Genomic DNA, 7,226 nt, shown 5'->3' with positions numbered 1-7,226 from the left:
TTAGAATTGGGCGAATTTGTCATTTTTTTATATCCCTGACAGTATATGGTCAGGCACTTGACAACAAGTCAAAGATAAAAAAAATAACGCCTCAGGTCATTTTTTAAATGAAATTGCCCTGGTGAAAAGGAAGGTTGTGGTACAATCTTCCTTTTTTTTGATTTGAGTTTTTGGAAATAAAATGATGAAAAAAGAAACAAGGAAAGGTTTGGGACAAAAAAATCCATAGTCGAAAATACGGCTATGGATTTTTTTTATGTTATTAAGGTGTATTTATGACTTGTTTTTTTCGGGTTTAAAGATGAAAGCGCCAGAAAATTCTTCTTGGATATCTCTTAGTGCTCTATCTGCTTCTATGCGTGTTCTATAGTTGCCAACCCATACCTTGTACTCTGGTGTTTCCCATTTGATAGAAGATTCCCATTTTGGAAAAAGATGGTTGAAAGATTTCATAATTTCATTGGCTTTGTTTAGGCTTCCGTTATATAATTGAATTTTATAACGATCACTAAACTCTCCGTCTTTTGACATTTTAGTTTTAATATCAAGAAGCATTTTTATTCTCGAATCTTGATGAATTGTGACAGATGCCTCTGGGGGAGTTGTAACAGCAGCGGCCACAAAATCAGACTGATTTGGGCTTTCGACTTGGGTATTTGTGCTATCTTGAGCATTTAAATTGGTAATAGTTACCAAGTAAAAGCCAAGTAGATAAAAGCAGTTTGTTTTATTTAACATTCTCATTACAAATTGATTTGATACAAAGGTATAGTTTAATAACTCATTATTATAAAAAAAAATTATTTAGAATTATTATAAATTAGTAGTTAACGGTTCTCTAACATTTCTAAAATCGACTTATTATAGTACTTTTGTCGTCGAATTAAAAGTGCCGGTTTTTATGTCTCTTTTTTATGAGTTAACCATAAAAACCATACCAAAAATAAGACGATAATTCTACTTGATAATATGAGACAGGTGAAACACCGAAATTCAGCCTCTAAAATCCTACTACTAGGAACTGTTTTTTTATTTACTTTTTTGAATCCTGTGTTTGCACAGGAAGAAGCAGCTGCTGTGGATAGCACTGCAGTAACCGAAGCTTCATCTGGAGGAGATGTGGCAAAAGGTGAAGAGTTGTTTAAGTCTCTTTGTGCTGCTTGTCATAAGCGATACAAAAAGATGACAGGTCCAGCTCTTTTTGGAGTAACAGATAAGCATAATAAAGAATGGCTGTATTCTTGGATTAAGAATAGTGCAGCAATGATTGAATCTGGAGATGCAAAAGCAGTTGCAATTTTTGAAGAGTACAACAAAACAGCAATGAACGCTTTCCCGCAGCTGTCTAATGCAGATATAGATAATATATTAGCATATGTGATGGTGCCTAAGGCAGAGCCGGTAAAGCCTGTGGTTACAGGTGGGGATGGAGCTTCTGGTAGCGGTTCTGGAGTTTCTAGTGATATTATTCTAGGGATACTGGCATTTGTGTTTTTGATGCTTGTGACGGTGTTGTACCTGGTGAATAAGACATTAAGAAGCTTTGCAGAAGCGAATAATGTTTCACTGCCAGAAGAAGAAAAAAGAACTCCATTATGGAGAGCATTTGTTCAAAATCAATTCCTGGTATTAGTAACTGCAATTTTATTGCTATTGGCAAGTGGATACTTTGTCTATGGTTACTTTATGCAAGTAGGAATTGATCAAGGGTATCAACCAATTCAACCAATTCATTTCTCTCATAAAATTCATGCAGGAGATAATAAGATAGAGTGTAAGTATTGTCATTCATCTGCTAGAGTAAGTAAGACTTCTGGTATTCCTTCTCTTAATGTATGTATGAATTGTCATAAGTCTATAAGTGAGGTAGCAGATGATACTGGTAATGCAGATTATTCTAAAGACTTTTATGATGGTGAAATACAAAAATTATATAAAGCGGCAGGATGGGATGCTAATTCGCAAGCATATACTGATAAAACAGAGCCAGTAAAATGGGTTCGTATACATAACCTTCCTGATTTTGCATATTTCAACCATTCTCAGCACGTAACAGTTGCAGGGGTAGAATGTCAAAAATGTCATGGTCCTGTAGAAGAAATGGAAATTATGTACCAGCATGCGCCACTTACTATGGGATGGTGTATCAATTGTCACAGAGAGACAAATGTTAATGTAGCTGATAATAAGTATTATGAGAAAATTCATGAAGAGCTTTCTAAAAAGTACGGAGTAGATCAGTTAACAGCAGCCCAAATGGGAGGGTTAGAATGTGGTAAGTGCCACTATTAATAATAAATTTTTGATTTCTGGAAACAGAAAAATAGTAAGAAGCTAATATCAATTATATATGTCATCAAACAAGAAATACTGGAAAAGTGTTGAAGAACTAGACCAAAATAGTTCTATTGTTGAGACGCTACAACAAAACGAATTCGTACAGGAGATTCCTACCGATGAGTTTTTAGGAGATAAGTCATCTTTAGAAAATTCTTCTACAACACGTCGTGATTTTCTTAAATATGTAGGTTTTAGTACTGCGGCAGCTACTATGGCTGCTTGTGAAGGGCCTGTGAAAAAAGCAATCCCTTATGTAGTGCAACCTGATAGAATTGTACCAGGAGTAGCGAATTATTATGCTACAACAATTGCAGATGGGTACGATTTTGCCAGTGTTTTGATAAAAACAAGAGAAGGTCGACCAATAAAAGTTGAAAATAACAATTTGGCAACTTCTAATGGAGACGCAAATGCACGTGTACATGCTTCCGTATTATCTTTATATGATAGCTCTCGATTACAAGGGCCTAAAAAAGGTGATGCGGCAATAACATGGGATGCTCTTGATAAAGAAGTGACTGCTAAACTAAATGGATTGGCAGGTAAGCAAATTGTGTTGCTAACACAAACATATGCAAGCCCTTCTACTTCAAAACTTATTTCAGAGTTTAAAGCAAAATATCAAAATGTAAAGCATGTAGTATATGATGCAGTTTCTAGTAGTGAAGCACTGGACGCTTATCAGATGATGTATGGAGAAAGAGCTCTTGCTGATTATGATTTTGAGAAAGTTAATACAATAGTAGGTATTGGTGCAGACTTTTTAGGAGATTGGCAAGGTGGAGGATATGATAGCGGTTATGCTAAAGGGCGTATTCCTAAAAAAGGAAAAATGTCAAAACACATTCAGTTCGAGGCAAATATGTCATTGACTGGAGCAAATGCAGATAAAAGAATACAGGCAACACCAACACAACAAAAGCAGGTGTTAGCTGCATTATATAAATATGTAACAGGTGCTGGGTCTAAAGGAGCATTAGATTCTAAGTTGGATGCCGAAGTTGTAAAAGCAGCCAAAGAAATCCAAAAGGCTGGAAGAAATGCTGTAGTTGTTACAGGATTACAAGACGTAGATGCGCAACTTGTCGTTTTAGAGATAAATAAGGCAATACGTAGTAAAGCATTTAGTGAGGATACACCACGTACTATTCGTAAAGGAAATGCCAAAGCTGTTGTGCAATTGGTTAAAGATATGAATGCAGGGCGTGTAGGAGGTCTTTTGATTGCAGGTGTGAACCCTATGTATTCACTACCTAATGCAAACGAATTTAAAACTGGTCTGGAGAAAGTGGACTTATCTGTTGCATTTACTATGCATGACGATGCCACTGCACAATTATGTAATTATGTAGCCACTACACCTCATTATTTAGAGTCATGGGGAGATGTAGAGCTTAAAAAAGGTAGTTATAGCTTAATGCAGCCAACAATTCGTCCATTGTTTGATACAAGACAGTTTCAAGAAACATTATTGAAATGGACGGGTAACACCAGTGAGTATAATGACTATATTAAAAGTGCATGGACTGGTATCTTAGGAGGTACTTCATGGAGCCAAGCTTTGCATGATGGTGTATTGGTAAAACCAGCTTTACCAAAACAAGAATTGGCAGCGGTACTAGAAGCAGGAGAAGGAGAAGAAGAAGCCACTGCATTAAACACACCTAATGTTGCTGCGGCGGCAAGAAGATTGTCTGTAGCAAAATCAAATGGATTAGAATTAACTTTATATACCAAAACTGCTTTAGGTGATGGTCAACAGGCTAATAACCCTTGGTTACAAGAGATGCCAGACCCTATTACCAGAGCTTCTTGGGATAACTATTTGACAGTTTCTAAAGCAGATGCAGAACAGTTGGGATTAACCAATGAAAATGTAGCTAATGGAGCATTAAATGGTAGTTATGCCAAAGTAAGTGCTAATGGAACAGATGTAGTTGTGCCAGTAATTATTCAACCTGGGCAAGCAAAAGGTTCTGTTGGGTTAGCGTTAGGATATGGTAAGTCTAAAGGACTTAGAGAAGACATGAATGTTGGAGTTAATGCGTATCCTTTATACAAAAACTTTAATGCAGTACAAGAAGTAACCATTAAACTTGCAGAAGGAACACATGAATTTGCATGTGTGCAGTTGCATAATACATTAATGGGACGTGGTGATATTGTAAAAGAAACCACCCTTGAGATATTCAATACCAAAGATAAACACGAATGGAATGCAATTCCTGAAGTAAGTAAGAATCATATCGAATATGAAGTTACTTCTCCAGAAGTTGATCTATGGGATGAGTTTGATCGTTCTGTAGGGCATCATTTTAATCTTTCTATAGATTTAAATGCATGTACAGGATGTGGTGCTTGTGTGATTGCTTGTCATGCAGAGAATAATGTTCCTGTGGTTGGTAAATCAGAAGTGCGTAGATCAAGAGATATGCACTGGTTGCGTATTGATCGTTATTATTCTTCTCAAGAAAGTTTTGAAGGTGATAATACTAAGAAAGATAATATTGCAGGGTTAGGGAGTTCTTTGTCAGAATTTGGAGAGATGGAAACCCCATCAGATAACCCGCAAGTAGTATTCCAGCCAGTAATGTGTCAGCACTGTAACCATGCACCTTGTGAAACTGTTTGTCCTGTTGCGGCAACATCACATGGTAGACAAGGGCAGAACCATATGGCATATAACAGATGTGTTGGTACGCGTTATTGTGCAAATAACTGTCCTTACAAAGTAAGAAGATTTAACTGGTTCTTGTATAATAACAATGATGAGTTTGATTATCATATGAACAATGATTTAGGTAGAATGGTACTTAATCCTGATGTAACTGTACGTTCTAGAGGGGTGATGGAGAAATGTTCTATGTGTATTCAAATGACGCAAAAAACTATACTTGATGCTAAACGCGACGGTAGAGCAATTAAGGATGGAGAATTCCAAACTGCTTGTTCAGCCGCTTGTTCATCAGGAGCAATGATATTTGGCGATGTAAATGATAAGGATAGTGAAGTAGCTAAACTTACAGAAGATGATCGTATGTATCATTTACTTGAACATGTAGGTACAAAACCAAATGTTATGTATCAAACTAAAGTAAGAAATACTACAGAAGCTTAATTAATTAAATAAAGAATCAATTCAATTATAAAGGATTATGTCTCATTACGAAGCACCTATAAGAAAGCCTTTAGTAACCGGCGATAAAACATATCACGATGTAACTGTGGATGTCGTTGCACCGGTTGAAGGAAAAGCAAATAAATCTTGGTGGATCGTGTTTTCGATCGCTCTTATTGCTTTCCTTTGGGGGATAGGTTGTATTATATATACAGTTTCAACAGGAATAGGAACCTGGGGTTTAAATAAAACGGTAGGATGGGCCTGGGATATCACCAACTTTGTTTGGTGGGTAGGTATCGGTCACGCAGGAACGTTAATTTCTGCAGTACTATTGCTATTCCGTCAGAAATGGAGAATGGCGATTAACAGATCTGCAGAAGCAATGACCATCTTTTCGGTTATTCAGGCAGGATTATTTCCAATTATACACATGGGACGTCCTTGGTTGGCATATTGGGTATTACCAATTCCAAACCAATTTGGATCACTTTGGGTAAACTTCAATTCACCATTACTTTGGGATGTATTTGCAATATCAACATATCTTTCTGTATCATTGGTTTTCTGGTGGACAGGATTGTTACCTGACTTTGCAATGATCAGAGATCGTGCAATAACACCTTTTAATAAAAAAATATACGGTATCCTTTCTTTTGGGTGGAGTGGTAGAGCAAAAGACTGGCAACGTTTCGAAGAAGTATCATTGGTACTTGCAGGTTTAGCAACACCATTGGTATTATCGGTACATACGATTGTATCGTTTGACTTTGCTACATCGGTGATACCGGGATGGCATACTACTATATTTCCGCCTTACTTTGTGGCAGGAGCTATTTTCTCTGGATTTGCAATGGTAAATACATTGTTGATTATTATGAGAAAAGTGTCTAGTCTAGAAGACTACATAACAATTCAACATATAGAATTAATGAACATAGTAATTATGATTACAGGTTCTATAGTTGGGGTGGCATATATTACCGAGCTTTTTGTGGCATGGTATTCTGGAGTAGAGTATGAACAATATGCATTCTTAAATAGAGCAACAGGACCTTACTGGTGGGCATATTGGGCGATGATGACATGTAATGTATTCTCACCACAATTTATGTGGTTCCCAAAACTAAGAAGAAGTATCATGTTCTCTTTTATAATATCGATTGTTGTAAACATAGGGATGTGGTTCGAACGTTTTGTAATTATTGTAACATCATTACATAGAGATTACTTACCATCATCATGGACAATGTTCTCTCCTACCTTTGTAGATATAGGAATATTTATAGGTACAATTGGATTCTTCTTTGTATTGTTCTTATTGTATGCCCGTACTTTCCCTGTAATAGCTCAGGCAGAGGTAAAAACAATTTTAAAGTCTTCAGGAGAGAAATATAAAAAACTAAGAGAAGCGGGTATAGATCATAGAGATCAACTTCCTAATGCAAAAGCAAAAATAACTTCAGAAGAAGTAAAGGAAACTGCAAAAGTAGAAGCGAGTGAAGAAGATATCAATAGCCTCTTAGGTAATCTAGGAACGTTTGATCCTGCTACTCAAAAGGCAGATGATCTTAAAAAAGTGAATGGAATCGGACCCGTGATGGAAAAGAAACTAAATGAGATCGGAATATTTACTTTTGATCAGGTTAGTAAAATGACTTCAAAAGAGTACGATTTATTAGATAGTATCACAGGATCTTTTCCAGGTAGAGCACAACGCGACGATTGGGCAGGTCAGGCAGAACAACTTAAAAATAACTAGAAGAGT

General features: G+C 36.5%; 4 protein-coding genes. 3 read left to right on the top strand and 1 reads right to left on the bottom strand.

The annotated features are described in order from the left end of the window. Positions 1-273 precede the first annotated feature (273 nt). On the bottom strand, positions 274-744 hold the full coding sequence (locus ABW636_RS02040) for an SPOR domain-containing protein (RefSeq protein WP_367588283.1): 471 nt from the start codon (positions 742-744) through the stop codon (positions 274-276). 225 nt (positions 745-969) lie between these two features. Between ABW636_RS02040 and ABW636_RS02035 the strand changes: the two genes are divergently transcribed. Genes ABW636_RS02035 through ABW636_RS02025 form a run of 3 tightly spaced genes read left to right on the top strand, consistent with a single transcriptional unit; the run spans position 970 to position 7,220 of the window. Further along, on the top strand, positions 970-2,292 hold the full coding sequence (locus tag ABW636_RS02035) for a c-type cytochrome (protein WP_367588282.1): 1,323 nt from the start codon (positions 970-972) through the stop codon (positions 2,290-2,292). A gap of 58 nt (positions 2,293-2,350) precedes the next feature. After that, positions 2,351-5,458 (top strand): TAT-variant-translocated molybdopterin oxidoreductase, encoded by a 3,108-nt coding sequence (locus ABW636_RS02030; protein WP_367588281.1) that lies wholly within the window; start codon positions 2,351-2,353, stop codon positions 5,456-5,458. A 34-nt stretch (positions 5,459-5,492) separates the two neighbouring features. Then, positions 5,493-7,220 (top strand): helix-hairpin-helix domain-containing protein, encoded by a 1,728-nt coding sequence (locus tag ABW636_RS02025; protein WP_367588288.1) that lies wholly within the window; start codon positions 5,493-5,495, stop codon positions 7,218-7,220. The last annotated feature ends 6 nt before the right edge of the window (positions 7,221-7,226 follow it).

The organism is Aquimarina discodermiae, from assembly GCF_040786235.1.
GTDB lineage: Bacteria > Bacteroidota > Bacteroidia > Flavobacteriales > Flavobacteriaceae > Aquimarina.
This window is presented reverse-complemented; position numbering and strand designations above follow the sequence as displayed.

Bases quoted from the DNA above. Each gene is read 5' to 3' on its own strand.
- ABW636_RS02040 (WP_367588283.1), bottom strand. From the start codon at position 744: ATGAGAATGTTAAATAAAACAAACTGCTTTTATCTACTTGGCTTTTAC.
- ABW636_RS02035 (WP_367588282.1), top strand. From the start codon at position 970: ATGAGACAGGTGAAACACCGAAATTCAGCCTCTAAAATCCTACTACTA.
- ABW636_RS02030 (WP_367588281.1), top strand. From the start codon at position 2,351: ATGTCATCAAACAAGAAATACTGGAAAAGTGTTGAAGAACTAGACCAA.